The sequence below is a fragment of the Bradyrhizobium sp. ORS 375 genome, from assembly GCF_000239775.1.
Lineage (GTDB): Bacteria > Pseudomonadota > Alphaproteobacteria > Rhizobiales > Xanthobacteraceae > Bradyrhizobium.
The window spans coordinates 1-1352 of sequence record NZ_CAFI01000392.1; the positions used below are offsets into that span (position 1 = coordinate 1).

At 66.1% G+C, this 1352-nt stretch carries 1 protein-coding gene; it reads left to right on the forward strand.

Annotated elements, in window-relative coordinates:
• Nucleotides 1-207: 207 nt before the first annotated feature.
• Nucleotides 208-1352 (forward strand): L,D-transpeptidase family protein (locus BRAO375_RS26500; RefSeq protein WP_035642360.1); only part of this gene is annotated, 1145 nt, incomplete at its 3' end.

The following is a 1352-nucleotide window of genomic DNA, read 5'->3' on the forward strand; positions in this document are numbered from 1 at the left end:
TTTAGGAGTTGTTGACCACAAGGGCCACGGCGTTGCAGCACCGCTGCACCGCGGGTTGCGGCGTTTGGGGGCAAAGGGTACAATTTTAATCATTGGTTTGACGATGGCATGACGCGCGGTCGACCGGGGATCACTCCAGCTTCCCGGCCGGCGGATCGAGACAAGAGTGGGGTGTCGCGACATGCTGGGTTTGCGGGGAGCTTTGCCTTGATCAACCGCGCTTTCGTCCGGGTCCTGATGACCTCTGCGGCGTTGGCCGCCGGCGCGCTGCTGACCGGTTGCAACAGCGATCAGGTCGCGCTCGCCACCAACGCCAAGGCCAATCAGCCGGTGCCGCCGAAGCTCGTCGCGGCCATGACCGAGAAGGACATGGACCCGCAGTCGCCGATCCTGGTGCGCGTGTTCAAGCAGGAGGCCGAGCTCGAGGTCTGGAAGCAGGACCGCTCCGGCAAGTTCGGACTGCTCAAGTCCTATCCGATCTGCCGCTGGTCGGGCGATCTCGGCCCGAAGGTGCGCGAAGGCGACCGTCAGGCGCCGGAGGGCTTTTACTCGATCAATCCGAGCCAGATGAACCCGCAATCGGCGTATTATCTGTCGTTCAACACCGGCTATCCGAACGCGTTCGACAAGGCGCTGGGCCGCACCGGCTCGCAGCTCATGGTGCACGGTGACTGCTCCTCGCGCGGCTGCTTCGCGATGACCGACGAGCAGATCGCCGAGATCTATGCGCTGGGCCGGGAGTCGTTCTTCGGCGGCCAGCGCGCCTTCCAGTTCCAGGCCTTTCCGTTCCGGATGACGCCGGTGAACATGGCGAAGCATCGCAACAATCCGAACATGCCGTTCTGGCGCATGATCAAGGAAGGTTATGATGCCTTCGAGGTGACGCGGCAGGAGCCGAAGGTCGACTTCTGCGAGAAGAAGTACGTCTTCAACGCCCAGAAGCCGCCGGGCGCGACCCGTGACCTGGTGTTCGACGCCGCGGCGAAGTGCCCGGCCTATGTCGTGCCGGACGAGATCACGACGGCGGTGCGCGAGAAGCAGCAGGCGGATGAGGCCGAATACGCCAAGCTGGTCGCCAAGGGCACGCCGGTCGCCAAGCTCAACACCGGCATCGACGGCGGCATGAACCCGATCTTCGCCTCGCGCGTGCCGGGCGCATCGACCGGCCTGTCCGATGCCGGCGACGCGCCGGGCCTGTCGCTCGCCAATTTCCAGGCCGCGCCGGGCACGATCCCGGGTCACGTCAACCCGCCGCGTGCGCCTGGCGCCGACGAGGTCGCCGCGATGCCGGCGAGCGCAGCGGAAGCGCCTGTGATGGCGGCGCCGTCCACCCGCGTGGCAGCGGTCAGCGC